This is a genomic window from Rhodococcus aetherivorans (assembly GCF_025722975.1).
Taxonomy (GTDB): Bacteria; Actinomycetota; Actinomycetes; order Mycobacteriales; family Mycobacteriaceae; genus Rhodococcus; species Rhodococcus aetherivorans.
Map to the genome: position 1 here is coordinate 600,112 of NZ_CP106982.1, position 26,002 is coordinate 626,113.

A 26,002-nucleotide genomic window follows, 5' to 3' on the forward strand; every position below is an offset into this window, starting at 1 on the left:
ACGGCGCCCGTGCGGGGACGCGGGCAGACGGTGCGGCGGTCAGCGCGCCATCGTCGAGGTCTCGAAGAGACCGGTCGGCACACGGTCGTCGAAGCCTTGCGGCAGAACGAGTTCGGGGGCGCCCATCCGGGAGCGCGGAGCGAGGCCGAACGCCTCGACGGACTGGCAGTACTTCGAGACGCGGACGACCGACATGTCCAGCCGGGCGGTCAGATCGGTCGCCCAGTACGGAACGCGTTCGTTGGCCTTCAGTTCGACGATCGCCAGCCTCGGCGGGACGACGAACCGGTTCTGTGCTCCCGAGGCGAAGTGGAAGTCGCGGTCGCGGCCGTGCACCTTGTGGTCGATCGTCACTCGCAGGCCGAGGTCGGCCTCGCGGCCGACGAACGCCTCCCGCAGGTAGCCGGTGGTCACGATCGGCCGCAGGTCGAGGTTGCCGATCAGCGTCGTCACCTCGTGGGCGAACGGGCGTTGCGAGGGTTCGCAGTCGATCTCCTGCCGTCCGTCGAGCCAGCGTCGCGCGTTCCCGTACGGCACTGCGATGCGCCGTTTCTGGGTGACGCGGTTGACGCGCTGCTTGATCTCGATGTGCACCGTCGTGTCGTCGGTGCATTCGGAAGGGTTGCCGTACAGGCGCATCCGCAGCTTGCGCCGGAACCGCAGGCCCTCGATCTTCTCCCAGTAGAACCGCAGGTCCGGCGTGTCGTAGTAGAGCGAGGTGACCGGGTACCCGCCGTGGGGCGAATACGGATCGGTGTCCATCCGCGCCGCGAGTTCCCGCCGCAGTTCGGGGACCTTCATCTCGTCGACGAAGTATTTGATCTCGTAGCGGTTGAAGGCGTGCAGCCTGCCGGCGGTCTGCTGGTAGCCGGTCGGTGCGGTGGGGACGTCCTCCGCCCGGTGCGTACCCTTCGCGGAGGACGTGCGGAATCGGTCGAACACTCCCATGGAACCGGCCTCTCGTCGGCGAACCGCTGTGCGGTGAACGCGATGCGAACGACACCAGTACAGCCGGTGACGCTCGAGGAACCTTGGGACGTTCCTGGCAGTCTGCTGGCAACGGGTACGCCGAGCGGGACGGCACTTTCGTCTCCGCGACACGAACCGACGAACGCCCCGACAATCAGCGAATGGTGGTCGCGGACGGCTGTGGACCGCGCGGCTGTGCGGTCGTGCGGATTCGGGGGAGCGAACTCGTCGCCGCTCTGCGCCTCAGGTTCCGGCGGACCGGATTCCCAGGACTCGGTGCCACCAGCGCCGACGCGGCGGCTCGGGGGCATACTCGCGCAGCACGGCGGCCGCTGCCGCGGCCCGCTCGGCGCGTTTCGACCGCAGCTCCGCCCGGTCCGCGGCCCACTGCCGGACCACCTCCTCCGGGTCGACCCTGTGGATGGGGACCAGGGGGCCGCTCGGTGCGCGCAGGCAGTCCACGATCCGCCGGTTCAGCTCCCGGACGATCTGCCGCACCGCCGGCTCGGAGGGCACGTCGAGCACGGTGCTGCGCAACCGCTCGATCTCCTTGCGCAGTTGCAGCGGGGGCGGCAGCAACGCCTCGGTCGACAGTCCTTCCCGGCGCAGATAGTCCTTCACCCACCACAGCTCGTCGTCGCTGCGATGCGGGATGGGTTTGCCGGCTCCCCTGAGGTTGTCGAAGTCGCCCCGCTCCTGCGCGACGCGGATCTGACGTTCGATCCACGACTCGAAGGTGATGTCCGGCCGCTTGCGCTCGGTCATGGAGGCGATTGTCCTCCGCGGGGCGCCGGGTTTCACGGTCGCGGGGTGACCGGGACCGTCGCCGACACGCCGATCGGATCGGAGACGAGGGGCGTCGCGACCATGTGCCAGCGGCCGCACGCGCAGCGCTGGTAGTGCACCACACCTTCGCTCGTCGGGTGGCGGGAGACCTCGGTCCAGTGGTGGCGATGGGATGTCTGCATGCCACCCAGCGTGATGTAATGGCATTGTGCATCTCAACCCTTACGGCGAATATGCCGTGCGGCTCGCCGCGGATCTGGTGAACGACCCACCCGTGACCGTCGACGCGCTGGTGCAGCGCTGCGTCGAGGCGGGCCTGGTGATCGACTTCCCGGTCGGTGCCGACGACCTGCTCGGCGTCGGCGCGATGCTCGGACGCTGGTGCCGCGTCGTCGACGCGACCGGGGACGCCGAGCGCGCCGCGCTGGTCAACGAGATGCTTGCCGCCGCATCGGCGTACCCGCGCATGACGAACCACGCCGGCGACGGCTGGCACCTGCACTACCGGGACGACCAGCATTCCCTCGCCGGTGTCGTCGAGGCCCTCGTCTCCGTGGGAACGGCCCTGCACCTGGTGGGCCGGGGCATGCACCGCCTCGGCCGCTGCGCCCTCGACGAGTGCGACCACGTCTACGCGGACACCTCCCGCAACGGGCGGCAGCGGTACTGCTCGCCGCGGTGCGCGAACCGCGACGCCGTGCGCCGGCACCGGGCCGCGCACGTCGGGTGAGCCCGGACGATCAGCGCGGAGCGGTGCCGACGACGACGGTCGCGAACGCGTCGTCGCTGTGTACCACCTGCGGGATCAGCCCGCTGCGGGCGAAGCACTCGGCGATCCCGGCGGCCTGCCGCTCGCTCGATTCGACCAGCAGGTGCCCGCCCGGTGCCAGCCATCGCCCGGCCGTCGCGGCCACCCGCCGCAGCACGTCGAGGCCGTCGGCGCCCCCGTCGAGGGCGATGCGGTCCTCGTGGTCCCGGGCCTCGGCGGGCAGCAGCGCCAGGTCCGCGGTCGGTACGTACGGCACGTTCGCCAGCAGGAGGTGGACGCGTCCGCGCAGCACCTCGGGGAGCGGGTCGTAGAGGTCGCCCTCGTACACCCGGCCGCCGAGCGCGGCGACGTTGCGGCCCGCGCACCGCACCGCGGCGGGATCGAGGTCCGTCGCATGCAGGTCCACCCCGGCAACGGCCGTCGCCACCGCGGCACCCAGGGCCCCCGAGCCGCAGCACAGGTCGACGACGACGGCGCCGGGCAGGGCGAGAGCGACGGCGCGATCGACGAGGAACTCGCTCCGCCGGCGCGGCACGAACACCCGGGGGTCCAGGAGGATGCGCAGGCCGTGGAACTCGGTCCAGCCGAGGATGTGCTCGAGCGGTTCGCCGGCGGCGCGCCGGTCTACCATGCCGGCGAGCTCGCCGGGCGTGCCGGCGGCCTCGACGAGCAGCCGCGCCTCCTCCTCCGCGAACACGCAACCCGCGCGCCGCAGGGTGGCCGCGACGGCGGAGGGATCCGGCGAAGTCGGCATGCGGCGGTGTCCCGGTCTCAGTCGGCGAGATCCTTGTATTCGGGGTGCTTGTCGATGAAGCCGTGGACGAACGGGCAGATCGCCACCACCCGCTTGCCGCGGGCACGCACGTCGTCGAGCGCGAACCGCACCAGCGTGCTCGACAGGCCCTGACCCGAGTAGGCGCGGTCGACCTCGGTGTGGTCGAACACGAGTTGAACGTCGCCGTCGGGGTGGTACTGGGTGTAGCCGACGACGGTGTCGCCGTCGCGCAGTTCGTAGCGCTGTTGCTGCGGATTGTGGACGGCGACGACGGACGGGTCGCTCATGGCATTCCTCCGGCTGTTCAGGTGTTGTCGAGCAGGTGCGCGCGCATCGCGGTGTACGTGTCACCGAAGCGGGTCACGTCCTGAGGGCTGAGCAGGTCGAACACGTAGGAGCGTACGGCCTCGACGTGTCCGGGGCTGGCCTGGGCCAGCTTCGCGGCGCCGGCCTCGGTGAGTTCGGCCAGCATGCCGCGCTTGTCCTCGTCGCATTCGACGCGTTGCACCCAGCCGGCGTCGACGAGCCGGCTGATCGCGCGGGTGACGCCGCTGCGGGTCGTGACGACGGCGTCGGCGAGGGCGCGCATGCGCAGCCGCCGGCCGGGGGCCTCCGAGAGGGCGACCAGCAGTTCGTAGTCGGTGAGGGACATCCCGGAGTCCTGGGTGAGCTGCTTGTCCAGGGCGCTCATCAGCAGCCGGGTGCTGTCGAGGTAGGCGCGCCAGGTGCGCTGCTCGTCGTCGCTGAGCCACCGGGTCTTCGTCATCCGTCGAGAATAACCGGGTGGTTGCTCAGGAAATCAATTCGGCCGTCACTGTTGCGGGGGACGTACCGGGTGCCGGCTGACGATGGAGATCCGGTTGAACGCGTTCATCGCCACGGCAACCCACGCGATCGCGGAGAGTTCGTCCTCGGTGAGCCGGGCGCGCGCGAAGTCGTAGTCCCGGTCCTGCAGGTGACTGTCGGGCAGCGTGGTGATCGACTCGGCGAGGGCGAGAGCGGCCTGCTCCTGCTCGGTGAACAGGTCCGTCTCCCGCCAGGCCCGCAGCACCGCGAGTCGCTGGGTGGTCTCGCCCTCGCGCAGGGCGTCCCGGACGTGCACGTCCAGGCAGTAGGCGCAACCGTTCATCTGGGAGACGCGTACGTTCACCAGCTCCACGAGCCGACGCTCGAGTCCGGCGTCGGCCGTGGCCTGGCGGATCGCTTTGGCTACCTCGATCTGCGCCCGGTACACCGGGCGGGTCTGCTTGTCGATCGGGACGCGCGCCTCGCTCACTCCGGCGGCGATACGTGCACGGAGATGTAGAGGGCTTCGCCGAGCTGCTCGAGCAGGCCCAGCTGGGTCTCCAGGTAGTCGATGTGCTCTTCCTCGTTCGCGAGGATCTCCTCGAAGATGCGGGCCGAGGTGATGTCGCTGACCGAGCGCATGTACTCGGAGCCCTTGCGGAGGCGGTCGCGGGCCTCGATCTCGACCTGCAGGTCGGCCTCGAACATCTCCTTGACCGTCTCGCCGAGCCGCAGCGTGCCGAGCCGCTGGTAGTTGGGCAGGCCCTCGAGGAACAGGATCCGGTCGGTGAGGGTTTCGGCGTGCCGCATCTCCTCGAAGGATTCGGCGCGGGTGTGCGCGGCGAGCTTGGTCCAGCCGTTGTTGTCCTGCATCTTCGAGTGCAGGAAATACTGGTTGATCGCCGTGAGCTCGGCGGTGAGCTGCTCGTTGAGGTACTCGATGACCTTCTTGTCGCCCTTCATGGCGCCTCCCGGGGACCGAACGCGGATCGACCGCCGGGTAGGGGTCTAGACGGCGGTCTCGAGTTCGATCCTCTCATCCCGCTCGCGGGATGCGCGAACGATCGCCGAGATATTTCGGACGCACCGTCCGCAGTCGGTGCCGGCGCGGCAGGCCGCACCGATCTCGCGGGTGCAGCGCGCCCCGGCAGCGATGTGGGCCTCGATGTGCCGGTGCGAGAGAGCGTGGCAGCTGCAGACGATCATCGAGACCCTCCTGGACGTACTACTTAGGTTCACCAAACCTTACCTCAATGAGGTGTGGCTTACCTGTGAGCGTAGTCACAATCCGGCCTCGGGCGCCCCGGGCAAGTGCCCAGTCCCGGCCCGGGGTGCCCTGAGGCCGGTGCTGCGGGGCTCAGGGCTGCCGAGTTCAGTGCTGCTGTGACTGCAACTGCGACGCCACCACCTGGTTGATCCGCTGCAGACCGCCGGGGGTCAGACCCGGTAGCTGTCCCTCGATGGTCCGGACGATCGTGCTGTCGTCGATCACCTTCTCGCTGGACTGGATGAGCACGGTCCCGGCGCCCGTGAAGTCGAACTGCCGCTCCTCCCCGGACTGCACACCGAACATGCGCGCCCCCGCCGCCACGAAGCCGTTGACCCACGCCTCGTCGTAGTGATGGCTCGGCGACGGGCAGTCCGCCCACCCGACGAGCGCCTCGGGATCGACCCGCAGCGGCGGCTCGGCGAACATCACGGGCCCGTTCGACGACGCAAGGAACTTGCCCGTCCCGATCAGCGTGAGGAAGCCCGGCACGATCGACTGGTTCAGCGACAGCCCGGGCTCGAACGCGAGCAGGTTCGCGGCCCGGATGGTGAGGTTGCCGTCGTCGAGGTCGTAGGAGTTGATGTCGTACCCACGGTCACCGAGGATCAGCTTCCCGTACCCCTCGGCGACGACGTAGTCGCCCATGTACAGCGGGGCCGAGAACTGGTGCGCCACCATCTGCAGCAGCTGCCCCTGCAGTCCGTGGGTGAGCGAGGTGAACTGCACCTGCCCGTAGTAGGCGATCATCGCGCCCTTGGACAGGAACCACGGGCTCTGCAGGTCGATGCAGAAGGCGTAGTGGTTGCCGGGCAGGTTGTCGCTGCCGACGAGGTGGGACGGGTTCAGGACGACGCTCACAGTTTCTCCTCCGACGCTTGCACGTAGACGATGCCCTGACCGATGCATTCGAGCTGGAGGCCCTCGCCGCCGCTGCGCCCCGCGGTGCGCCAGCTCATCGCGGACTTCAGTTCCGTCCGCACCGGTCCGTGGGCGGCGATGAAGGACTGCGGGTCGACGACGACCGGGGCCGGCCCGCCGACCTGCAGCTCGAGGAATCCACCGTGCCCGAGCAGCACCGCGGCCCCGCGCCCGGACAGCTGGGTGGTGAACATGCCGGTGCCGGTCACCATGCCGGTGGCGGCGCTGCGCAGCGCGCCCAGGAAGCCGCCACCGCCCGCGCCGCCCCCGGCCGGGGGCGCCGACATCGACACCACCGAGCTCTGCAGGCTCGCGGTGTATCCCAGCAGCCGCGACGCCTCCACCCGCAGCTCGCCGCCCGCGGACAGGTCCACCACGTGCACCTCGAGGCCGCGGAAGCCGTAGTGCACCACGCCGTTGCCCTGCGCGAGCATCGTGCGTTCGTGCTCGCCCTGCATCATCCGTCCCGCCATCCCGGCGATCCCGCCCATGCCCGGCATCCCACCGGCCCCGGGTACCTGGTGCGGAGCGAACTGCACCATGCCGGTGTAGAACAGCATCGCGCCGCGACGGGCGACGACCGGCCCGGACTGGTTCAGATCGACCTTGACGACCTTGCCGTTGATCTTCGAGAACACCGCTGCCTCCGTCATCGCTGTCTCCGTCATCGCTGCCTCCCTCACCGCTCCGCCGGCTGGATGGACACGACGCCCATGCCGTCCCACCGCAGCGAGAACGCCTCGCCGCTGCCCTGACCGACGAACGTGCGCCACGAGACGTCGGTGACGAACGACTGGCTCAACTGTCCCTTCGCGCACACGAACGCGTCCGGGTCGACGACGAGCGGGTACTGCGGCGAGACCTCGAGGTGGATCAGTGGGCCACCGGCCGACAGCAGCGCGACCTGCCCGCTGCCGGTGACCGTCGTGGTGAACAGGCCCTGGCCGCTCATGTTGCCGCGCACCCCGGCGAACGTGACGTTCGTGGTGAGGTTGCCGTTCAGGGCGAGCAGTTGCTCCGACTCGACCTGCAGCGTCTCGTTGTTCAACTCGAGCACCGTGACGTCCTGCCCCTGGTGGGCGAGATAGACCACGCCGTTGCCGGCGCACTCCATCAGCGACAGGCCCTCACCCGTGGCCCGCTGCCGCAGGCCGGCCAGCACGCCCTCGCCGCCGCCGAATCCGGCCGACTTGAACTGCACCTGGCCCTCGTACGCCACCATCGACCCCGACAGTGCCCGGATGCTGGTGTTGTTCAGGTGCGCCTCTATGACCCGTTTCGATCTCTCGACCAGTCGCATGCGCGAACACGATAGACGCTCGGCCGCCGGTGCGCCCTTCCGGCTCGCGCCCGCCCGATGCGGACACCCCACAATGGGTGCGTGCCCGATGTTCCCGACCGGACCCTGCTCGGCCGCGCCTTCGCCGTGCTGGGCGCGTTCACCGCCGAGCGCCCGCGCCTGACCCAGTCGGAACTGAGCCGCCGGACCGGGCTGCCCCTGCCGACGGTGTTCCGGCTGTGCGGCCAGCTCGTCGACGCCGGGGCACTCGAACGCCGTGCGGACGGCAGCTATCAGGTCGGGGTGCGGGTGTGGGAGCTCGGCGCCCTCGCGCCCCGCGCGCACGGCCTGCGCCAGGTGGCGATGCCCTATCTCGAGGACCTGTTCGACGCGACCCGGGAGAACGTGCAGCTGGTCGTCCGGGAGGGGCTCGAGGCGCTCTACGTCGAGCGGTTGTCGGCGCGCGGTGCCGTGGCCGTGGTCGGCCGGGCGGGCGGCCGGCTGCCGCTGCACGCGTCGAGCGGTGGGCTGGTGCTGCTCGCCCACGGCGGGCCCGAGCTGCTGCAGGAGGTGCTCGATGCCGGGCTCGAACGGTTCACCCCCGCCACGATCACCGACGAGGCCCGGTTGCGGCGCGTGCTCGACGGCGTCCGCCGCACCGGCATCGTGATCTGCCGCGAATACCTGAACGTGGGCACGATGGCGATGGCGGCACCGATCCGGGAGCGTTCCGGCCGGGTCGTCGCGGCGATATCGGTGGTGGTGTCGATCGATGCGGATCCCGCGCCGTTGATCCCGGCCATGCGAGCGGCGGCGAGCGGCATCTCCCGGCGGCTGACCTGAAAGCCGTCTTTCGCTGAGTGAAAGTGGGGGGTGACGACGTGGACCTTCCTTCGGGACAGTGAGGGTCGTCACCGCTTCCCGATCCCGAGGAGTCCCCCATGAGCGAATCCCGCACCCAGGTCGCCGTCGTCGGCGCCGGCCCCGCCGGGCTGATGCTGTCGCACCTGCTGCACCTGCGCGGCATCGAGTCCGTCGTGCTCGAGGCGCGCTCGCGGGAGGACATCGAGGCCACCATCCGCGCCGGCGTGCTCGAGCAGAACACCGTCGACCTCATGGTCGAGACCGGCGTCGGCGACCGGCTGAAGGCCGAGGGTTACGAGCACCACGGCGTGGAGTTCCGTTTCGGCGGCAGGGGGCACCGCATCGCGTTCGACGAACTCGTCGGGCGCGCGGTCACCGTCTACCCGCAGCACGAGGTCAACAAGGACCTCATCGCCCGCCGTCTCGCCGACGGTGGCGACCTCCGCTTCGGTGTCTCCGACGCGCAGGTCCACGACCACCTCACCGATCGGCCGTACCTGACCTACACCGACGCGCAGGGCAACCCACAGCGCCTCGACGCGCTGCTCGTCGCCGGCTGCGACGGCTCGCGCACCGGCACCCGCGGTCTGATTCCGGCGCCGCAGGTGCGCACCGACCACTTCCGGCAGTACCCGTTCGCCTGGCTCGGCATCCTCGCCGAGGCGCCCCGCTCGTCGGAGGAACTGATCTACGCCCGGCACGAGCGGGGCTTCGCACTGATCTCCACCCGCACCGCCGACGTGCAGCGGCACTACCTGCAGGTGGACCCGGACGACGACGTCGCCAACTGGTCCGACGACCGCATCTGGAGCGAACTGCACGCCCGGGTCGACGGGGAGGGGGCCGAGATCAAGGACGGCCGGATCTTCGACAAGTCGATCCTGCAGTTCCGCAGCTTCGTGTGCGAGCCCATGCAGCACGGCAACCTGTTCCTCGCCGGCGATGCCGCGCACACCGTCCCGCCGACCGGCGCCAAGGGGCTCAACCTCGCGGTCGCGGACGTGTTCGTGCTGGCCCGTTCGATGGACGAGTACCTCACCCGCGGTGAACGCGGCCGGCTCGACGGTTACACCGCGGAAGTGCTGCCGCGGGTGTGGCGGGCCCAGCACTTCTCGTGGTGGATGTCGTCGATGCTGCACGCCCACCCGGGCAGCAGCCCGTTCGACAACAAGCGCCAGGACGCCGAGCTCGACGCGATCACCCGTTCCGTCGCCGGGCGCACCCTGATCGCCGAGCAGTACACCGGGTGGCCCCTGGTCTGACGCGCCGACGCCTCCGCGCGCAGCCTGCTCCGGGTCGAACGGGAGCTTGTCGCGCCGAGCGGGCCGTGACGGCGGCGTCGGCCGAGTAGCTCCGACGACAAGTTCCCGCTGGACGCGGAAACCTCCCGCTCGTCGGCCGAGTGCGGACCGTCAGTACGACGCGCGGCCGCCGCTCGCGTCGTACACGGCGCCGGTCGAGAAGCTCAGCGCGTCCGAGGAGAGCCAGGCGACGAGTTCGGCGATCTCGTCCGGCCGGCCCATCCGGGCCATCGGCGTCAGGCTCTGCGACCGCGCCAGGATCGCCGGGTCCGTTCCGGCGTTCATCGGGCTCTCCACCGCCGCGGGCGCAACCACGTTGGCGAGCACCCCGGTCGTCGCGATCTCCTTGCCGAGCGACTTCGTCAGCGCGATCACCGCGGCCTTGGATGCCGAGTAGGCACTCTGCTTCGGATTGCCGTCCTTGGCCGCGATGCTCGCCAGGTTCACGACCCGGCCCCAGCCGGCGCCGATCATCGCGGGAACGAAGGCGCGGCACGTGAGGAACGTGCCGTCGACGTTGATGCGGAACGTGCGGTGCCAGTCGGACAGCTCGGTGTCGACCAGCGGCGCCGAGGGTCCCACGACGCCGGCGCTGTTGACGAGGATGTCGACCCGGCCCAGGCGTTCTCGCAGCCGTTCGACGGCGGCGGGGTCGGTGACGTCGACGCGTTCGTCGGCGCCGTCCGCGATGTCGGCGGTGACGACCCGGACGCCCGCGGCGGACAGCCGCCTCGCGCAGGCCGCGCCGATTCCGCTCGCCCCGCCGGTGACGAGCGCGGTCGCGCCCGAGGGATAGGTCACCATACGGCTGCTCCTCGCCGGTGTGTGGATAGTAGTCTGAATCCATGTGCGAAATCGAAATAATCGGAGACGCACCATGTATGAATCTGGATATACGGCTGTAGGTGCAGTCGTCAAGTCCCCGAAGGGATCGACATGGAGATCCGCTGGCTTCAGGCCTTCGTCGCCGTCGCGGAGGAACTGCACTTCGGCCGGGCCGCCGCCCGCTTGCAGATGGCGCAGTCGCCCCTGAGTCAGACGGTGCGCAAGCTCGAGAAGGACCTCGGTGTGCCGTTGTTCGAGCGCAATACGCGCAGCGTCGCCCTCACGGCGGGCGGTCACGCCTTCCTGCCCCACGCCTACCACATCCTCGAAAGCGTCGAGACGGCACGGCAGGCCACGCGCGCGTCCGCCGGCGGCGTGTACGGCCGCATCAAGATCGGGTTCACCGGTGTGCTGAACCATCTTTCGCTCCCGCCGCTGACCCGGGCGCTGCGACAGCGTTACCCGGACATCGAGCTCGACCTCGTCGGCCGCATCATGACCCGCGAGGCGGTCACCCAATTAGAGAGTGGTGCATTGGATCTCGCGTTCGTCGGGCTGCCGGTCCAGTCCACGGCGGTGGCCACCCGGCTGATCCGCCGCGAGTCGTTCGGTGCCGTGCTGCCCTCCGACCACCCGCTCGCCGGAGAGTCGGAGATCGACCTGCACGAACTCGCGGACGACGGCTTCATCACCACCCCGTTGTCGGCGGGGTCGGCCCTGCAGGAGAGCGCCATGCGTGCGTGCCTCGACGCGGGGTTCCGCCCGCGCGTGGTCCAGGAGATCACCGACCCGTACATGATCCTGGTGCTCGTCTCGGCCGGCGTGGGGGTGGCGTTGATGACGTCGAGCATCGCGACGATCACGCCGCCGGGCACGGTCTTCGTCCCCCTCGCCGGAGAATCCGTCTACATGCACCACGGGATCGGCTGGTCGCCCCGGCGCGTGTCGCCGGCGCTCGAGGTGGCCTTGAAGGTCGCCGAGGAGATTCTTCCGACGCCCGATTGAGACGATAAGGGTCTTTATCTGAGACTTTTTCAGTGTTGGACGCTGCATAGTGCGGCGTGTCACGCTCGTCTCGTTCCGGCGACTGTGAGGGCCATCACCGAATGGCCGACTCGGCGTCCGTCGGATCCTGGGACGAAAGGAACGCCATGGCGAACACGCACGCTGCCGGCCCCGACGGACGACCGAACGAGAACGCCCGCCGGGCGGCCATCTCCGGTTTCCTGGGCAGCACCCTGGAGTACTACGACTTCTTCATCTACGGCTCCGCCGCAGCCCTCGTCTTCGGGAAGATCTTCTTTCCCGGCGACGGAGCCACCTCGACGCTGCTGTCGATCAGCACCCTCGGCGTCGCATACATCGCCCGCCCGCTCGGCGCCGTGCTGTGGGGGCACTGGGGCGACAAGTTCGGCCGGCGCAACGCCCTCCTGGCCTGCCTGATGCTGATGGGCATCGCCACGTTCGTCATCGGCTGCCTGCCCACCTACGAGCAGATCGGCATCGCCGCGCCGGTGATCCTGGTGCTGCTGCGCCTGCTGCAGGGCCTGTCGGCCGGTGGTGAATCCCCGGGCTCGTCGTCCCTGACGCTCGAGCACGCCCCGGCGCACCGGCGCTCGTTCTTCACGTCGTTCACCATGAGCGGCATCATGTTCGGCATCGTCATCTCGAGCCTCGTGTTCATTCCGGTGGCATCGCTGCCCGACGAGGCGCTGTACTCGTGGGGCTGGCGGGTGCCGTTCTGGCTCAGCATCGTCGTCACGGTGGTCGCGGTGTGGCTGCGCCGCAAGCTCGACGAGCCCGAGGTGTTCGAGGAACTCCAGGAGAACGGCGAGACCGCCACCCTGCCGGTCGTCGAGATGTTCCGCTCGCACTGGCGCACCGTCCTGCGGATCAGCCTCAGCGCCACGTTCGCCATGATCAACACGATCGTCAACGTCTTCGCACTCGCCTACGCCGTGCAGGTCGAAGGCTTCGAGCGCTCCACGATGCTGTGGGCGATCGCCGCCGCCAACTTCGTGGCGGTACTCAGCCAGCCCGTGGCCGGGCTCCTCGCGGACCGGATCGGCCGCAAGCCGGTGTTCGTGTTCGGTGCCCTCGGCTCGGGCGCGATGGTGTTCGCTTTCTTCCACGCCATCGGAACCGGCAGCACGCCACTGGTGTTCGCCTCGGGGATCGTGCTGATCGGCTTCTTCTACGCCATGCCGAACGGTGTCTACCCGGCCTACTTCCCGGAGCAGTTCCCGGCCCGGGTCCGGTACACGGGCATGGCCGTGAGCCTCATGCTCGGTCTGCTCGTCGCCGGATTCACACCCGCCGTCGCGCAGATGCTCTCGGCGGGGGACACCAGCAACTGGGCCCCGGTCGCCTGGATGTGCCTGGGCTTCGCGGTGCTGTCGTCGATCGCCGCCCTCACCGGTCCGGAGACCTACCGCACCCCCACCGAGGACCTGGGCGAGCGTCGCCCGGCGCCGGCGGCGCGACCGGCGCAGGAACTCGTCCGCAGCGACGTCTGACCGGCCACCGAGCCCCGGCGCCCGACGCGCCGGGGCCACGGCCCGTCCCACCCCCGTAGGAGTAACCGTGACCCCGTCCACCGCCCGCCACCGCATCCGGCTCGTGGGGGCAGGCATCGCCTCGTCCCTGTCGCCGGCCCTCCACGAGCGCGAGGCCGCCGCACTCGGTGTGAGCGACTACCGCTACGAACTGCTCGACCTCGAGGCGGAGAACGTTCCCGTCGAACGCACCGGCGACCTGGTGCGCGCCGTCGTCGCCGGCGGCTGCACCGGCCTGAACATCACCCACCCGTGCAAGCAGGTCGTCATCCCGGCCCTCGACGGCCTGTCCGACAACGCCCGCCTGCTCGGCGCGGTCAACACCGTCGTCGTCCGAGACGGGCGCCTGATCGGCCACAACACGGACCACAGCGGATTCCTCACGGCGCTGCGCCGCGGGCTGCCCGATGCCGCCCTGGATGCGGTCGTGCTGGTCGGTGCGGGCGGTGCGGGCTCGGCGGTGGCCTACGCGCTCGCCGCCGCGGGTGTGGCGGACCTGCGGATCGCCGAGGTGGACACCGCCCGCGCCGCGGACGTCTGCGCGCGACTGTCCACCGCCTTCCCCGCGACACGGGCCACGGCTCTGCCGGCGGAGGCGATCCCCGCCGCCCTGCGCACGTGCACCGGGGTGGTCAACGCCTCGCCGATCGGCATGGTCGGCCACCCCGGAACGCCGTTCGACACCGGCGCCCTGCACCCCGGGCTGTGGGTCGCGGACATCGTCTACCGGCCGATCCGAACCGAGCTGATCGCGGCCGCAGCGGTTCTCGGCTGCGACGTGCTCGACGGCGGGCAGATGCTCGTCGCCCAGGCTGCCGACACGTTCGCGCTGCTGACCGGGATCCGTCCCGACGTCGACCGCATGCGGAAGCACCTCGACGAGCTGATCTCGGACCGGGTTCTCGTGGCCGCGCCGGTGGACCGTGCGCCGGCCGGACGTCCCGATGCCCACCAGGAGATGGAATGAACACCACCGCGTCCTTCGCGCAACCGCTGGACATGGGTTCGGTCCGTTTGCGCAACCGCTTCGTGTCCGCGCCCATGGAACGCAACTACTGCGAACTCGACGGCACGATGACCGACCGCTACATCGCCTACCTCGAGCGACGTGCCGCCGGAGGCGCCGCGCTCGTCTTCACCGAGGCGAGCTACGTGCGGGCCGACGGCAAGGGCCGCATCCGCCAGATGGGTGTGGACGTCGACGAACGCATCCCCGGCATCGCCCGGATGGCGGAGGCGGTGCACGCCCACGGCGCACTCGTCGGTGTCGAACTCAACCACGGGGGCCGCACCGCGCAGGGCGCGGTGAGCGGATTCGTCCCGGTCGCCCCCACCCCGATCCCGTGCGCGGTCGTCGGCGGCGAGATGCCCGAGCAGCTCGACAGCGACGACATCGAGCACCTCGTCGAGTGCTTCGGTGAGGCTGCGGCACGCTGCGCGGAGGCCGGCGTCGACGTGATCTCCCTGCACGGCGGGCACGGTTATCTCATCCACCAGTTCCTCTCGCCCGCATACAACCACCGCGACGACGAGTGGGCCGAGCCGACGCTGTTCGTCAACCGGGTCATCGACGCGGTCCGCACCATGGCGCCGGGTATCACTCTGGGACTGCGTTTCTCGGCCTTCGAGGCGGTCGACGGCGGGCTCGACGCCGAGACGACGCGCGAGCGCATCGACGCGATCGACACGCACCGGCTGGACTTCCTCGACGTTTCGGCGGGCAACTACGAGTCGGGGCAGTGGATCATCCAGCCGGGGGAGTGGCAGCGCGGTCTGCTCGCCCCGTACGCCGAACCGTATGCCCGCGACTTCGACATCCCGGTGGGCGTCGCCGGCCGGATCAGCTCACCCGAGACGGCGGAGCAGATCATCGCCTCCGGCCGGGCCGACTTCGTGAGCATGGCCCGGACCCTGCACGCCGACCCGGACTTCCCGAACCGTGCCCTCGACGGGGGTCGGTACCGGCCCTGCATCGCCTGCAACTACTGCATCGACAGCCTGGCGGCCGGGCCGATCCCGTGTTCGGTCAACCCGTGGGTCGGTCGCGAACTCGAGCAGCCCTCGACGCCGGCCGGGACCGCGGTGCGCGTCGCCGTCGTGGGCGGCGGACCGGCCGGCACGGCGGCCGCGCGTGAGCTCGCCCTGGCGGGCCACAGCGTCGATCTGTACGACGAACGCGGCAGTCTGGGTGGCGATTTCGCGTTGGCCTCCCGGCTGCACGAGTACCCGGAATACCACCGGATCGTCGACTGGTACCGCGACGAACTCGCGGACCTGAATGTCACCTGCCACACCGGTACGAGAGTCGATGCCGCCACGCTGGCCCCGCTCGACTTCGACGCGATCGTCCTCGCGACCGGCGGGCGCGGACCGGCGATCGACCTTCCCGGTGCCGGCACGCGACGGATCCGCGACGTGCGGGAGTTCCTCGCCTCCGGTGACCCCGCACCCGAGTCGATCACGATCTTCGGTGCCGACCGGGAGGCCGCGGCGGTGGCCGACGACCTGCTCCAGCACGGCACGAGGGTGGTGATGATCGGTCCGCAGGAGACGATCGCGCACGATGTCGGCCGTCGCGGCAAGATCGTCCTGCTGCCCCGGCTGGCGGCGAGCGAGAACCTCACCACGTACCTGTCGTCCGTCGTCACGCACATCGAGGCCGACCGGGTGGTCATCTCGACGAACGGGCAACAGCGCACCGTGCCCGCGCCCGGGGAACTGCTCGTCTCGCACGGCGTCGAGCCACGCGCCGGCCTGCTGACCGAGCTGCGGCGGCTCGCGCCGCGGCTCGGCGTCCACTCCGTCGGGGACGCGAGCGGCGACGGCGGCTCCCTTCATGCCGCGCTCGTCACGGCCGCCGACGTCGCCGTCCGCATCACCGCGGCCGCCGATTCGCGCGTGGGGGCCGACGCGTGAACCCGGAGACCACCGCGCCGGCACCGGATTCCGTGCGCACCGCGCTGCCGCGCCTCGGCCTGGGCACTTGGCCCCTCGTCGGGCCCGACGCCACGCGCGCCGTGCTCGCCGGTATCGAGGCCGGATACCGGTTGATCGACACGGCAGCGATCTACGGGAACGAGGACGCCGTCGGCGCCGCCCTCGCCACCTGCGGCGTGCCCCGCGACGACCTGTTCGTCACCACCAAACTCCGCGGCAGCGACCATGTTTCCGGCGACGTTCGCGGTGCCGTGGAGCGGAGCCTCGAGCGCCTCGGCCTCGAGCGGCTCGACCTGTTCCTCATCCACTGGCCGCTGCCGCGGTTCGACCGGTACGCCGCGGCTTTCGAGGCCATGCTCGAGTGCCGCGACGCCGGGCTCGTCCGCTACGTGGGGGTTTCCAACTTCCTCGGCCACCATCTGCGCAAGGTGGTGGCCGAGACCGGGGAGGCTCCCGCCGTCAACCAGATCCAGATGGACCCGTCGCTGGCCCGCCTGCCCGTCCGCCGCGCGAACGACGAGCTCGGGGTGTTCACCCAGTCGTGGAGCCCGCTCGGCCGCGGCGAGGTGCTCGGCGCCCCCGTGGTCGCCTCGATCGCGGACCGCGTCGGCTGCACGCGCGCGCAGGTCGTGCTGGCCTGGCACCTCGCGCAGGGCGTCGTGCCGGTCGCGCGGTCGGCGAACCCGGCGCGCCAGTCCGAGAATCTGGCCGCCGTCGACGTGGAACTCACGGCGGCGGACGTCGCCGCGCTGAACCGTCTCGACCGCGGCGAAGCCGCGGCCCGGGACGTCGAACGAGAGGAACACTTCTGATGCCCCTTCGTGCAGGCATCGTCGGATGCGGAAAGATCGCGGGCAACCACGCGCACGCACTGCAGCAGGTGCCCGGCGTCGAGGTCGTCGCGTGCTGCGACCCCGACCTGGAGCGCGCTCGCGCATTCGCCGCCCGGCACGGCATCGCCCACGCCGTCGGATCGGTGGCGGAGTTGTTCGCTCTCGGCCTCGACGCCTGCACCGTCTGCACACCACACCCCGTGCACGAACAGATCGTCCTCGCCGCCGCCGAGGCCGGGATCCACGTGCTGTGCGAGAAGCCGATCGCGGTGGACGTGGCCGCGGCCGACCGGATGATCGCGGCCGCCGACCGCGCGGGCATCACCTTCGGGGTGTTGTTCCAGCGCCGATTCTGGCCCGCGGCGCGCCGCATCAAGGCGGCGATCGACGACGGCCGCCTCGGCGTTCCCGTCCTCGGGGAGGTGTCGGTGATCCTGCACCGCCCGTCGACCTACTACTCGGCCGACGCGTGGCGCGGGCGGTGGGACACCGACGGCGGGGGCGTCCTCATGACGCAGGCCGTACACCAGATCGACATGCTGCAGTGGTTCATGGGTGCGCCGGTCCGCGTCAGTGGCTTCGTCGGCACCCGCTTCCACGGCGAGCACATCGAAACCGAGGACAGCGCCTCGGCCGTCGTCTCGTTCGCCTCCGGTGGCACCGCGACGATCACCGCCACCACCGGCGCCAACCACAACCTCGGCAACCGCGTGACGGTGATCGGCGCAACCGGGGCGATCGCGAGCGTCCTCGAGTTCCCCGAGGGGCGTGAGGGCGTCAACGAGCTGTGGACCGCGCCGGGCGAGGTGGAGCTGCGAACCCCGTATTCCCCCGAGGTCGACGCCAATCTCGACGTCCGCGACGTCAACGCCGGCCTCGCCGACTTCCACACCCTGCAGGTCCAGGACTTCGCCGAGTCCGTGCTGACCGGCCGCCGGCCCGCGGTGACCGGGCGGGACGCCCGCGCCTCCCTGGCCGTCGTCGCCGCGATCTACGAATCCTCCCGCACCGGCCGGGTCGTCGACCTCGCGCCCGCACCCACCCTCGTCTCGTCCGGCAAGGAGCTCCGATGACCCCCGACACAGTGTCCGAATCCCTCACCTACGACGTGGTTGTCGTCGGGTCCGGCGCGGGCGGGCTGTCCACGGCCGTGGCTGCCGCCCACGGGGGCGCCTCCGTGCTCGTCGTCGAGAAGGCGGACGTGTGCGGCGGCGCCACCGCCTGGTCGGGCGGGTGGATGTGGACGCCGCGGACCCTGTTCGCCCACGCCGACGGGGTGCACGAGGACCGCTCGGAGCCGCGCCGCTACCTCGAACACCGGCTCGGGGACAACTTCGATGCCGCCAAGGTGGACGCGCTCCTCGACGGTGCCCCCGAGATGGTCGAGTTCTTCGAACACCACACGGCGCTGCAGTTCGTCCCCGGCGCCGCCATCGCCGACATCCACGGTGACACCCCCGGCGCCGGCACGGGACACCGCTCCGTCGCGCCGAAGCCCGTGAGCCTGCGCCGCCTCGGACCCGACGTCGCCGCGCTGCTGCGTCGGCAGCTGTACGAGACCTCGTTCCTCGGCATGGGCATCATGGCCGGCCCGGACCTGCAGGCCTTCCTGCACTCGACCCGCTCGGGCCGGGCGTTCCTGCACTGCGCGCGCCGCGTCTCGACCCACATGTTCGACCTCGCCACCAGGCGTCGGGGCCAGCAACTGGTCAACGGGACGGCGCTCGTGGGCCGGCTGCTGCGCTCCGCACTCGATGCCGGCGCCGACATCCGCGTCGCCACCGCCGCCACCGCACTCGTCACCGACCCGTCCGGCCGTGTCGTCGGTGTCCGGCTCGAGGGCCCCGACGGCGCCTACACGGTGTCCGCCCGCCGGGGTGTCGTCCTCGCGACCGGCGGGTTCACCCGCGACCTCGACCGGCGGCGAGAGCTGTTCCCCCGCACCCCGACCGGACGCGAACACTGGACGCTCACGCCGTCGACGACGACCGGTGACGGCATCTCGCTGGGCGAATCCGTCGGTGGCCGCCTCGACCGTTCGCTCGCCTCGCCGGTGGCATACTGTCCCGTATCCCTCGTCCGGTACCGCAACGGCAGGCAAGGCGTGTTCCCGCACATCCTGGACCGCGGAAAGCCCGGTGTCATCGGGGTGCTGGCCGACGGACGCCGTTTCGTCAACGAGGCGCTCGGATATCACGACTACACACTGGCAATGGTCGAACAGGTGCCGGACGGCGAGGAGATCTGCTCCTGGCTGATCGCCGACCAGCAGTACCTGCGGTACTTCCCGCTCGGCATGGCCAAGCCCTTCCCGATCCCGACGTGGCCCTACCTGCGATCCGGATACCTCTCGAAGGGCCGGACGCTCCGCGAACTCGCGGAGCGGATCGGCGTCGACCCGGACGGGCTCGAGAAGACCGTCACCGCGTTCAACGAGAGCGCACGCCTCGGGGAGGACCCCGAATTCGGCCGCGGCACCACCCCGTTCAACGTCAAGTCCGGGGATGCGGACAACCCGTGGCCCAACCCGTCCCTCGCGCCGCTCGAGCGCGGACCGTTCTACGCCGTCAAGGTCGTCCCCGGCAGTTTCGGCACGTTCGCCGGCCTGGTCACCGACTCGTCGTCCCGGGTGCTGAACCGCGAGGACCGGCCGATCGACGGGCTGTTCGCGGTCGGCGTCGACCAGTCCAGCGTAATGGGCGGTCACTACCCCTCCGGCGGAATCAATCTGGGCCCGGCAATGACCTTCGGGTACCTGACCGGACGCCGCCTCGCATCGACCACAGGAGCCACCCGATGAGCACCCCGCTCGGCCTCGCCGCCCTCACCGTCCTCGACACACCGCCGCTGCAGCACGTCGATCTCGCCGAACGGCACGGATTCGACACGATCGGACTGCGTCTGCTGCCCGCGGCGCCCGGCACCACGGCCTACCCGCTGCATGAGGACGACGCCGCGCTCTCCGCGCTCGTCCGCCGTCTCGCCGATTCCCCGGTCCAGGTGTTCGATCTCGAGATCATCCGTCTCGGTCCGGATTTCGACCCGTCCGACTACGCTCCGCTGCTCGAGGCGGGCGCGCGGCTCGGGGCGCGGGCCGTCCTGGTCGGCGGCGACGACCCCGACCGGGCCCGTCTCACCGACTCCTACGCGCGGCTGGCGGAGCTGTGCGCCTCCTACGGCATCGTTGCGAGCCTCGAATTCATGCCGTGGACAGCGGTTCCCGACGCGAAGACGGCCGTCGAGATCGTCGCCGGGGCCGACGGTCCGGCCCGCAGTGTGCTCGTCGACGCGCTGCACGTCGCGCGCTCTTCCACGACCGTCGGCGAGCTGGCGGCCATCCCGCGCGAGTGGTTGCACTACGCCCAGATGTGCGACGGCGCCACCCCCGCCCCGCGCGATCACGCCGAACTGATCCGGCACGCCCGGGAGGAAAGGCTCGTGCCCGGCACGGGCGGCATCGACCTCCCGGCGATCTGGTCCGCCCTGCCGGAGGGGCTGCCGGTGAGCATCGAGCTGCCGAACGAGCCGCTGCGCCAGGCGATCGGCACGGACGCCTGGCTCGAGCAGCTGGTCACCGCCACCAGGGCCGTGCTCGGACGTGTCCCGGCCACCGCGATCGTCGAGTGAATCCGGAGCGCAACCGAATTCGCTCGCAGTACCGGAATCCGCCCACGCCGTGGCGTGGGCGGATTCCGGTTCTCCGCACGGATCCTGTGCGGGCGGAGGTCAGAGCCCGAGATCCTTGGCGATGATCGTCTTCATGACCTCGCTGGTGCCGCCGTAGATGCGGCTGACGCGGGTGTCGGCGTAGAGCCGCGCGATCGGGTACTCGGTGATGTAGCCGTAGCCGCCGTGCAGCTGCAGGCACTTGTCGATGACCCGGCCGGCGGACTCGGTGCAGAACAGCTTGGCCTTCGCCGCGTCCGCGACCGTCAGCTCGCCCGCGTCGTGCAGGTCGAGGGCACGGTCGACCATGAGCCGGATCGCCTCGACCTCGGTGGCGCACTCGGCGAGGACGAACTTGGTGTTCTGGAACGACGCGACCGGCTTGCCGAACACCTTGCGGTCCTTGACGTACGCGATCGCGTGCGAGAGCGCCGCGGCCGAGGACGCCGATGCGCCGAATGCGATGGTCAGCCGCTCCTGCGCGAGATTGTGCGTCAGGTACGAGAATCCGGATCCCTCCTCGCCGAGCCGATCCGTCACGGGCACCTTCACGTCGGTGAAGGACAGCTCGGCGGTGTCGGACGCCTTGAGGCCGATCTTCTCGATCTTGCGGCCCACGGCAAAGCCCTCGGAGGTGGTGTCGACGACGAGAATGCTCAGCCCCGCGCGGCGGTCCTCCGGCGTGGCGGGCGCCGTGCGGCACACCACGAGGATGCGGTCGGCGAGCGCACCACCGGTGATGAAGGTCTTCGCGCCGTTGACGACGTAGTGGCTGCCGTCGGCCGACAGCTTCGCCGTCGTCGAGATGTTCGCCAGGTCCGACCCGGTGCCGGGCTCGGTCATCGCGATCGCGAACATCAGGTCACCCGAGGCGAATCCGGGCAGCCAGCGCTGCTTCTGCTCCTCGGAAGCGTACTCGAGCAGGTACGGCAGGATCAGGTTGGAATGCACCGAGTAGCTGCCGAAGGACACGCCCGCGGCGGCCGTCTCCTCGGCGACGACGGCGTTGAACTTGATGGACTTCTCGCCGCCCCCGCCGAACTCCTCGGGCACCTGGATGCCGAGCACGCCGAGCTCACCGAGACGGCGGTAGAAGTCGCGCGGCGGATGCCCCTCGACCTCCCAGTCGTGGTGGACCGGCGCGACCTCCTTGGCGATGAAGTCGCGGACGAGCTTGCGGAAGGCCTCGTGGTCCTCGTTGAACACGGTTCGCTGCACGGAAAGGTTCTCCTTCGAATGGGGTCGATGCGGATCAGAGTGCGTAGCTGCGCAGTACGCCCTTGCTGATGATCGTCTTCTGGATCTCGCTGGTGCCCTCGCCGATGAGCAGGAACGGCGCCTCGCGCATGAGCCGCTCGATCTCGTACTCCTTGGAATAGCCGTAGCCGCCGTGGATGCGGAAGCTGGCCTGGGTGATCTCCGAGCAGTACTCGCTGGTGAGGTATTTCGCCATGCCGGCGGCGACGTCGTTGCGCTCGCCGGAGTCCTTCAGCCGCGCGGCGTTGACCATCATCAGATGAGCGGCCTCGACCTTCGTCGCCATCTCCGCGAGGGAGAAGGAGATCGCCTGGTGCTGCGCGATGGGCTTGCCGAAGGTGGTGCGCTGCTGCGCGTACCGGGCGGCGAGTTCGAACGCGCGGATGGCGACGCCGCAGGCGCGGGCGGAGACGTTCACGCGGCCGACCTCGACGCCGTCCATCATCTGGTAGAAGCCGCGGCCGGGAGTGCCACCGAGGACATCGGTCGCCTTGGCGCGGTAGTTGTCGAAGATCAGCTCGGTGGTGTCGATCCCCTTGTAGCCCATCTTGTCGATCTTGCCGGGGATGGTGACGCCGGGGACGACCTCGCCGAAGCCGGCGGGCTTCTCCACGAGGAACGTGGTGAGATTCTCGTGGGGCTTGGCGGCACCCTCCTCGGTGCGCACCAGCGCGGCCACGAGGGTCGAGCTGCCGCCGTTGGTCAGCCACATCTTCTGGCCGTTGATCACGTAGTCGCCGTCGGCGTCACGCTTGGCCTTCGTGCGGATCGCGGCGACGTCCGAGCCCAGTTCCGGCTCGGACATAGAGAAGGCGCCGCGGGTCTCGCCGGTCGCCATCTTCGGCAGGTAGTAGTTCTTCTGCTCGTCGGTGCCGTGCTGGCGCAGCATGTAGGCGACGATGAAGTGGGTGTTGATCACGCCGGACACGCTCATCCAGCCGCGGGCGAGTTCCTCGACGCACAGGGCATAGGTGAGCAGCGACTCGCCGAGCCCGCCGTACTCCTCGGGGATCATCAGCCCGAACAGGCCCATCTCCCGCATCTGATCGACGATGGCCTGCGGGTAGGTGTCCGAGTGCTCGAGTTCCTGCGCGTTCGGGATGATCTCCCGGTCGACGAACTGCCGGACGGTGGCGAGGATCTCGGTCTGGAACTCGGTGAGGCCGAGGGTCTGGGCGAGACGGGTCATGCGAAGTCCTTCTCGAGGGCGGGGAGGGTGCCGGCGGGGACACCGACGGTCCCGTCGGTGGCGAGACGATCGATCTCCTCGGGCGTCAGGCCGAGGTGTTCGCTGAGGACGGCGGCGGTGTCGTCGCCGTTGGCCGGCGCCGGCCGGGGTGCGGGGTGGAGGCCGTCGAACGACATCGGCAGGCTGGGGGCCAGGTGCCCGCCGACGCGGGGCTGCTCGACGTACTGGAACATCGGATTGGCGGTGACGCGAGGGTCTTTCGCGATCTCGGCGAAGGTGCGGTACCGCTCGTGCAGGATCGAGGTGCCCGACAGGGCGGTCTCCACCTCGGCGGCGGTGTGCTCGCGGAACCACACGGCGAACAACGCGTCGAGTACCTCGCGGTGGCGGTAGCGGGCGCCCTCGTCGCGGAAGTCGGCGCCGAGGGCGGCTTCGAGCGCGTCGACCGCGGCCGTCGTGCCGGTCAGTTCGGTCAGGTCGCGGAAGTGGCGCGGGGTCAGCGCGACGACCATGAAGGACGCGCCGTCGGAGGTGGTGAAATCGCGACCGTAGGTGCCGTAGACGGCGTTGCCGATCCGGTCGCGGTCGGGCCCGCCGAGCTGGGCCTCGGCGAGGTAGCCGAGGTTGCCGACGGTGGCGAGGGCGACGTCTTCGAGGGGGAGCACGATCTTCGCGCCTGCACCCGTGACCTCGCGGCGGTGCACCGCGGACGCGACCGAGAGCGCGGCGTAGAGACCGCATGCGACGTCCCACGCCGGCAACAGGTGATTGACCGGTCCGGCGTGGCCGACGGGGCCGGTGGCGAGCGGGAAGCCCGCGGCGGCGTTGACGGTGTAGTCGACGGCGGAACCGCCGTCCGCGCGGCCCAGGACCTGCACGTGGATCAGATCGGGGCGGATCGTGGCGAGCTCGTCGTAGTCGAGCCAGTCGCGTCCCGCGGCGTTGGTGACGAGCACCCCGGCGTCGGTGATGAGGTCCCGGATCAGCTTGTGCGCGTTCGGGTCCCGGAAATCTGCCGCGAGGGAGCGCTTGCCCTTGTTCAGGCCCGCCCAGTAGATGGACTCGCCGTCCTCGGTGACGGGCCACCGGTGGTAGTCGGCAGCGCCGCCGATCGGGTCGACGCGGACGACCTCGGCGCCGAGCTGCGCGAGCGTCATGCCGCACAGTGGGGCTGCGATGAAACTCGAGACCTCGATGACCCGCACACCGGCCAGGGGCGCGGTGGACGAGGGAAGCTCGTCGATGGAAGCAGTGGAGTTCATATCGCCTGTCCTCATCCGGGCGGACGCCGGAGCCCAGGGCGCGCCGGCGAAGCTGTCCGAGCAAATATGCAGCACCGCCGGGCCACAGGGCCAACACCGTTCGGCTATAGGTCGGTTAGCGCCGATCAATGGCCCTCGCATTGGAGGGCCGGAAGTCCATAGGTTTCGACGATCGATCGATTCGTCGACGGGACATTGCCTCAGTGACCTAGACCACGTTGAATGGATCCCGAGCGCCTGATCGGTGCATCTCCTTCGATCGCCGACGCACCGTCCCGATCGATATATCCCTTCGAGCCATTAAGGGGACACTCCGGTGACCACTGGCGAAATCTCGCACGACGCAGCGCACGGCGCCCCGCCGAAGGGGGCGACACCACTCGTCAGCGGCAAGCAGGCATGGGGCATGACCGGCCTCGTGATCTTCCTGTACGTCGTCAACTACGCCGACAAGGCGGTGCTGGGCATCATCGCGCAGCCGCTGGCTCGCGAGCTGGGACTGTCCTCTTCCCAGATCGGCCTCGTCGGATCCCTGTTCTTCGTGACCTTCACACTCGGCGGCTTCCTGGCCGGCCCGCTCAACAAGTACCTCACCCTGCGGTGGGCGCTACTCGCGCTGGGCGCGATGTGGTCGGTGGTCATGCTGCCGCTGGTCGTCTCGGCGAGCCTGGTGATGCTGATCGTCACCCGCATGCTGCTCGGCCTGGCCGAAGGCCCCAGTTCGGCGCTCATGCACACCGCCGCGTACTCCTGGCATCCCCCGGCCAAGCGCGGCCTGCCCGGCGCCTTCCTCGCCGGCTCGGCGTCGGTCGCCAAGATCGCCCTCGCCCCGGTCCTCGCCTACATCACGGTCGAGTGGGGCTGGCGGGCCGCCCTGGTCTCCCTGTCGATCCTCGGCGCCGTGTGGATGGCCTCGTGGCTGACCGGCTGGAAGGAAGGCCCGTTCACCGCGACGGCCGTGAAGAAGGGGACCGGCACCGCATCCACCGAACCGTCGGTGCCGTGGAAGAAGATCTTCCTCACCCGCACGTTCATCAGCTGCGTCGTCCTGATCATGGTCGTCTACGCGCTCACCACCGTCGTGCTGACCTGGCTGCCCTCCTACTTCGAGGTGGGCCTCGGCTACAGCGCCCTGCAGGCCGGTTCGATGTTCGCCCTGCCGTCGATCGTCGGTCTCGTCCTCATGGTCACCTCCGGTTCGGTCACCGACCGGCTCGCCCAGCGCGGCTACCGCTCCCGGGTCGTGCGGATCATCGTTCCCGGCATCGGCGTCCTCGTCTGCGGTTCGGTCCTGGTCTTCCTGCCCAGCATCGGCACCCCCGGCCTCGCCGTCGCGGCCGTGTCCATCGGCTACGGCTTCGGCGCGATCGTCTTCCCCCTGATCAACGCCGCCATCTCGGAGCTGTGCCCGCCGCAGCAGACCGCAGGCACGATGGGCGTGTTCCTCGCACTGATGGCGGTCGGCGGCCTGGTCGCCCCCTACGGCACCGGCGTGCTCGTCGACAACGCGGCCACCCCGGCCGAGGGCTACGCGACCGCCTTCCAGGTCATCGGTGCACTCGGCATCGTCGCGGCGATCCTCGTCCTGATCTTCGCGAACCCGGAGCGCGACCGCGCCGTCATCCGGGGCGAGTCGGACGCCACCGCGAAGGCATAGCTTCCGCCTAACGGAGTCATCCACCGAATGTCCTTTCCCCACCGGCCGGGTGCGTGATCGACTCGATATCGAGGACCACCACCCGGCCGGTCGTCGTCTCCGCT

At 70.1% G+C, this 26,002-nt stretch carries 28 protein-coding genes; 12 read left to right on the forward strand and 16 right to left on the reverse strand.

Translation table 11 applies throughout. The features are described from left to right. Window positions 1–39: 39 nt before the first annotated feature. The 3 genes from OCS65_RS02775 to OCS65_RS02785 form a co-directional block, all read right to left on the reverse strand. On the reverse strand, window positions 40–948 hold the full coding sequence (locus OCS65_RS02775) for a polyphosphate polymerase domain-containing protein (protein ID WP_203329779.1): 909 nt from the start codon (window positions 946–948) through the stop codon (window positions 40–42). Window positions 949–1,212: 264 nt separating this feature from the next. Continuing rightward, window positions 1,213–1,734: a DnaJ family domain-containing protein gene (locus tag OCS65_RS02780; RefSeq protein WP_006944077.1), complete on the reverse strand. Its 522-nt coding sequence runs from the start codon at window positions 1,732–1,734 to the stop codon at window positions 1,213–1,215. A 32-nt stretch (window positions 1,735–1,766) separates the two neighbouring features. After that, the gene (locus OCS65_RS02785) at window positions 1,767–1,937 is read right to left on the reverse strand and encodes a hypothetical protein (RefSeq protein ID WP_006944075.1); all 171 of its coding nucleotides are present in this window, start codon (window positions 1,935–1,937) and stop codon (window positions 1,767–1,769) included. A 26-nt stretch (window positions 1,938–1,963) separates the two neighbouring features. Here OCS65_RS02785 and OCS65_RS02790 point away from each other — a divergent pair, with 26 nt between their 5' ends. Beyond that, window positions 1,964–2,485: a CGNR zinc finger domain-containing protein gene (locus tag OCS65_RS02790; RefSeq protein WP_006944073.1), complete on the forward strand. Its 522-nt coding sequence runs from the start codon at window positions 1,964–1,966 to the stop codon at window positions 2,483–2,485. 10 nt (window positions 2,486–2,495) lie between these two features. Here the strand turns inward: OCS65_RS02790 and OCS65_RS02795 are convergent, their stop codons facing one another. The 9 genes from OCS65_RS02795 to OCS65_RS02835 form a co-directional block, all read right to left on the reverse strand. Continuing rightward, complete coding sequence (locus tag OCS65_RS02795; RefSeq protein ID WP_263508701.1) at window positions 2,496–3,278, reverse strand: putative protein N(5)-glutamine methyltransferase; 783 nt, start codon at window positions 3,276–3,278, stop codon at window positions 2,496–2,498. A gap of 17 nt (window positions 3,279–3,295) precedes the next feature. Continuing rightward, on the reverse strand, window positions 3,296–3,586 hold the full coding sequence (locus OCS65_RS02800) for a GNAT family N-acetyltransferase (protein ID WP_263508703.1): 291 nt from the start codon (window positions 3,584–3,586) through the stop codon (window positions 3,296–3,298). A 17-nt stretch (window positions 3,587–3,603) separates the two neighbouring features. Beyond that, entirely contained in the window at window positions 3,604–4,065 is a 462-nt protein-coding gene (locus tag OCS65_RS02805) for a MarR family winged helix-turn-helix transcriptional regulator (protein ID WP_006944066.1), read from the reverse strand. Window positions 4,066–4,110: 45 nt separating this feature from the next. After that, entirely contained in the window at window positions 4,111–4,575 is a 465-nt protein-coding gene (locus OCS65_RS02810; RefSeq protein WP_006944065.1) for a carboxymuconolactone decarboxylase family protein, read from the reverse strand. Then, window positions 4,572–5,048, reverse strand: coding sequence for a bacterioferritin (gene bfr, locus OCS65_RS02815; protein ID WP_006944064.1), 477 nt, complete (start codon window positions 5,046–5,048; stop codon window positions 4,572–4,574). Before bfr ends, OCS65_RS02810 begins: the two co-directional genes overlap by 4 nt. A gap of 45 nt (window positions 5,049–5,093) precedes the next feature. Next, complete coding sequence (locus OCS65_RS02820) at window positions 5,094–5,291, reverse strand: (2Fe-2S)-binding protein (RefSeq protein WP_006944063.1); 198 nt, start codon at window positions 5,289–5,291, stop codon at window positions 5,094–5,096. A 166-nt stretch (window positions 5,292–5,457) separates the two neighbouring features. Next, window positions 5,458–6,213 (reverse strand): AIM24 family protein, encoded by a 756-nt coding sequence (locus OCS65_RS02825; protein ID WP_072636572.1) that lies wholly within the window; start codon window positions 6,211–6,213, stop codon window positions 5,458–5,460. After that, window positions 6,210–6,911: an AIM24 family protein gene (locus OCS65_RS02830; protein ID WP_231772958.1), complete on the reverse strand. Its 702-nt coding sequence runs from the start codon at window positions 6,909–6,911 to the stop codon at window positions 6,210–6,212. Before OCS65_RS02830 ends, OCS65_RS02825 begins: the two co-directional genes overlap by 4 nt. 41 nt (window positions 6,912–6,952) lie before the next feature. Further along, window positions 6,953–7,573, reverse strand: a complete 621-nt coding sequence (locus tag OCS65_RS02835; protein WP_006944059.1) for an AIM24 family protein — start codon at window positions 7,571–7,573, stop codon at window positions 6,953–6,955. 57 nt (window positions 7,574–7,630) lie between these two features. On the opposite strand from OCS65_RS02835, the gene OCS65_RS02840 reads away from it, so the two are divergent. Continuing rightward, the gene (locus OCS65_RS02840) at window positions 7,631–8,395 is read left to right on the forward strand and encodes an IclR family transcriptional regulator (RefSeq protein WP_044476359.1); all 765 of its coding nucleotides are present in this window, start codon (window positions 7,631–7,633) and stop codon (window positions 8,393–8,395) included. A 98-nt stretch (window positions 8,396–8,493) separates the two neighbouring features. Then, window positions 8,494–9,678 (forward strand): 4-hydroxybenzoate 3-monooxygenase, encoded by a 1,185-nt coding sequence (locus tag OCS65_RS02845; RefSeq protein ID WP_263508711.1) that lies wholly within the window; start codon window positions 8,494–8,496, stop codon window positions 9,676–9,678. Window positions 9,679–9,828: 150 nt separating this feature from the next. On the opposite strand, the gene OCS65_RS02850 is transcribed toward OCS65_RS02845, so the two are convergent. Continuing rightward, window positions 9,829–10,521, reverse strand: a complete 693-nt coding sequence (locus OCS65_RS02850; RefSeq protein WP_263508713.1) for an SDR family NAD(P)-dependent oxidoreductase — start codon at window positions 10,519–10,521, stop codon at window positions 9,829–9,831. 132 nt (window positions 10,522–10,653) lie between these two features. Between OCS65_RS02850 and OCS65_RS02855 the strand changes: the two genes are divergently transcribed. The 8 genes from OCS65_RS02855 to OCS65_RS02890 all read left to right on the forward strand — a co-directional run bounded on the left by OCS65_RS02855 (window position 10,654) and on the right by OCS65_RS02890 (window position 20,494). Next, window positions 10,654–11,547 carry a LysR family transcriptional regulator gene (locus OCS65_RS02855; protein ID WP_050036100.1) on the forward strand — a complete coding sequence of 298 codons (894 nt, stop codon included), beginning with the start codon at window positions 10,654–10,656 and terminating at the stop codon, window positions 11,545–11,547. Between the two features lie 146 nt (window positions 11,548–11,693). Then, window positions 11,694–13,058, forward strand: a complete 1,365-nt coding sequence (locus tag OCS65_RS02860; RefSeq protein WP_006944053.1) for an MFS transporter — start codon at window positions 11,694–11,696, stop codon at window positions 13,056–13,058. Window positions 13,059–13,125: 67 nt separating this feature from the next. Then, window positions 13,126–14,064 carry a shikimate dehydrogenase gene (locus OCS65_RS02865; protein WP_263508717.1) on the forward strand — a complete coding sequence of 313 codons (939 nt, stop codon included), beginning with the start codon at window positions 13,126–13,128 and terminating at the stop codon, window positions 14,062–14,064. Then, entirely contained in the window at window positions 14,061–16,013 is a 1,953-nt protein-coding gene (locus OCS65_RS02870) for an oxidoreductase (RefSeq protein WP_072636571.1), read from the forward strand. Before OCS65_RS02865 ends, OCS65_RS02870 begins: the two co-directional genes overlap by 4 nt. After that, window positions 16,010–16,846, forward strand: a complete 837-nt coding sequence (locus OCS65_RS02875; RefSeq protein WP_029546614.1) for an aldo/keto reductase — start codon at window positions 16,010–16,012, stop codon at window positions 16,844–16,846. Before OCS65_RS02870 ends, OCS65_RS02875 begins: the two co-directional genes overlap by 4 nt. Further along, a complete protein-coding gene (locus tag OCS65_RS02880) occupies window positions 16,846–17,940 on the forward strand; it encodes a Gfo/Idh/MocA family protein (RefSeq protein WP_029546613.1) in 1,095 nt (364 codons plus the stop codon). Before OCS65_RS02875 ends, OCS65_RS02880 begins: the two co-directional genes overlap by 1 nt. Further along, window positions 17,937–19,667: an FAD-dependent oxidoreductase gene (locus OCS65_RS02885; protein ID WP_050036096.1), complete on the forward strand. Its 1,731-nt coding sequence runs from the start codon at window positions 17,937–17,939 to the stop codon at window positions 19,665–19,667. Before OCS65_RS02880 ends, OCS65_RS02885 begins: the two co-directional genes overlap by 4 nt. Next, complete coding sequence (locus tag OCS65_RS02890) at window positions 19,664–20,494, forward strand: sugar phosphate isomerase/epimerase family protein (RefSeq protein ID WP_263508722.1); 831 nt, start codon at window positions 19,664–19,666, stop codon at window positions 20,492–20,494. The genes OCS65_RS02885 and OCS65_RS02890 overlap by 4 nt, the downstream gene beginning before the upstream one ends. Before the next feature lie 99 nt (window positions 20,495–20,593). On the opposite strand, the gene OCS65_RS02895 is transcribed toward OCS65_RS02890, so the two are convergent. Genes OCS65_RS02895 through OCS65_RS02905 form a run of 3 tightly spaced genes read right to left on the reverse strand, consistent with a single transcriptional unit; the run spans window position 20,594 to window position 24,241 of the window. After that, window positions 20,594–21,751, reverse strand: a complete 1,158-nt coding sequence (locus OCS65_RS02895; RefSeq protein WP_263508724.1) for an acyl-CoA dehydrogenase family protein — start codon at window positions 21,749–21,751, stop codon at window positions 20,594–20,596. Between the two features lie 34 nt (window positions 21,752–21,785). Next, on the reverse strand, window positions 21,786–22,979 hold the full coding sequence (locus OCS65_RS02900; protein WP_263508727.1) for an acyl-CoA dehydrogenase family protein: 1,194 nt from the start codon (window positions 22,977–22,979) through the stop codon (window positions 21,786–21,788). Next, window positions 22,976–24,241, reverse strand: coding sequence for a CoA transferase (locus OCS65_RS02905; protein WP_006944023.1), 1,266 nt, complete (start codon window positions 24,239–24,241; stop codon window positions 22,976–22,978). Before OCS65_RS02905 ends, OCS65_RS02900 begins: the two co-directional genes overlap by 4 nt. A gap of 316 nt (window positions 24,242–24,557) precedes the next feature. Between OCS65_RS02905 and OCS65_RS02910 the strand changes: the two genes are divergently transcribed. Further along, entirely contained in the window at window positions 24,558–25,898 is a 1,341-nt protein-coding gene (locus OCS65_RS02910) for an MFS transporter (protein ID WP_263508730.1), read from the forward strand. The last annotated feature ends 104 nt before the right edge of the window (window positions 25,899–26,002 follow it).

Bases quoted from the DNA above. Each gene is read 5' to 3' on its own strand.
- OCS65_RS02775 (WP_203329779.1), bottom strand. From the start codon at position 948: ATGGGAGTGTTCGACCGATTCCGCACGTCCTCCGCGAAGGGTACGCAC.
- OCS65_RS02780 (WP_006944077.1), bottom strand. From the start codon at position 1,734: ATGACCGAGCGCAAGCGGCCGGACATCACCTTCGAGTCGTGGATCGAA.
- OCS65_RS02785 (WP_006944075.1), bottom strand. From the start codon at position 1,937: ATGCAGACATCCCATCGCCACCACTGGACCGAGGTCTCCCGCCACCCG.
- OCS65_RS02795 (WP_263508701.1), bottom strand. From the start codon at position 3,278: ATGCCGACTTCGCCGGATCCCTCCGCCGTCGCGGCCACCCTGCGGCGC.
- OCS65_RS02800 (WP_263508703.1), bottom strand. From the start codon at position 3,586: ATGAGCGACCCGTCCGTCGTCGCCGTCCACAATCCGCAGCAACAGCGC.
- OCS65_RS02805 (WP_006944066.1), bottom strand. From the start codon at position 4,065: ATGACGAAGACCCGGTGGCTCAGCGACGACGAGCAGCGCACCTGGCGC.
- bfr (WP_006944064.1), bottom strand. From the start codon at position 5,048: ATGAAGGGCGACAAGAAGGTCATCGAGTACCTCAACGAGCAGCTCACC.
- OCS65_RS02820 (WP_006944063.1), bottom strand. From the start codon at position 5,291: ATGATCGTCTGCAGCTGCCACGCTCTCTCGCACCGGCACATCGAGGCC.
- OCS65_RS02835 (WP_006944059.1), bottom strand. From the start codon at position 7,573: ATGCGACTGGTCGAGAGATCGAAACGGGTCATAGAGGCGCACCTGAAC.
- OCS65_RS02840 (WP_044476359.1), top strand. From the start codon at position 7,631: ATGCGGACACCCCACAATGGGTGCGTGCCCGATGTTCCCGACCGGACC.
- OCS65_RS02845 (WP_263508711.1), top strand. From the start codon at position 8,494: ATGAGCGAATCCCGCACCCAGGTCGCCGTCGTCGGCGCCGGCCCCGCC.
- OCS65_RS02850 (WP_263508713.1), bottom strand. From the start codon at position 10,521: ATGGTGACCTATCCCTCGGGCGCGACCGCGCTCGTCACCGGCGGGGCG.
- OCS65_RS02855 (WP_050036100.1), top strand. From the start codon at position 10,654: ATGGAGATCCGCTGGCTTCAGGCCTTCGTCGCCGTCGCGGAGGAACTG.
- OCS65_RS02860 (WP_006944053.1), top strand. From the start codon at position 11,694: ATGGCGAACACGCACGCTGCCGGCCCCGACGGACGACCGAACGAGAAC.
- OCS65_RS02870 (WP_072636571.1), top strand. From the start codon at position 14,061: ATGAACACCACCGCGTCCTTCGCGCAACCGCTGGACATGGGTTCGGTC.
- OCS65_RS02880 (WP_029546613.1), top strand. From the start codon at position 16,846: ATGCCCCTTCGTGCAGGCATCGTCGGATGCGGAAAGATCGCGGGCAAC.
- OCS65_RS02885 (WP_050036096.1), top strand. From the start codon at position 17,937: ATGACCCCCGACACAGTGTCCGAATCCCTCACCTACGACGTGGTTGTC.
- OCS65_RS02890 (WP_263508722.1), top strand. From the start codon at position 19,664: ATGAGCACCCCGCTCGGCCTCGCCGCCCTCACCGTCCTCGACACACCG.
- OCS65_RS02900 (WP_263508727.1), bottom strand. From the start codon at position 22,979: ATGACCCGTCTCGCCCAGACCCTCGGCCTCACCGAGTTCCAGACCGAG.
- OCS65_RS02905 (WP_006944023.1), bottom strand. From the start codon at position 24,241: ATGAACTCCACTGCTTCCATCGACGAGCTTCCCTCGTCCACCGCGCCC.